The sequence below is a fragment of the Candidatus Skiveiella danica genome, assembly GCF_022705245.1.
Taxonomy (GTDB): domain Bacteria; phylum Pseudomonadota; class Gammaproteobacteria; order Burkholderiales; family Burkholderiaceae_C; genus Skiveiella; species Skiveiella danica.
The window spans coordinates 1-263 of the sequence record NZ_JAKJEW010000179.1; the positions used below are offsets into that span (position 1 = coordinate 1).

The window sequence follows — 263 nt, forward strand, 5'->3', positions numbered from 1 at the left end:
CCCGGCAGTGCTGCGGCGCGCGCAGATTCCCTACAAGGTCAGCGGGGGCCAGAGTTTTTTCGACCGCGCCGAGATCCGCGACCTGTGCGCCTGGCTGCGCCTGCTCGTCAACGAGGACGACGACCCGGCCTTCCTGCGCGCCATCAGCACGCCCAAGCGCGGCGTCGGCCACACCACGCTGGCGGCCCTGGGCGCATTTGCCGGCGCGCGCAAGCTGAGCCTGTTCGCCGCCCTGTCGCACGAGCGCCTGGGCGACGCGCTGT

Annotated in this window: 1 protein-coding gene; it reads left to right on the forward strand. The window is 72.2% G+C overall.

Translation table 11 applies throughout. From position 1 onward, the window contains the following. The coding region (locus tag ACMUOY_RS20840) for a 3'-5' exonuclease (protein WP_413894610.1) at nucleotides 1-263 on the forward strand (263 nt) is incomplete at both ends.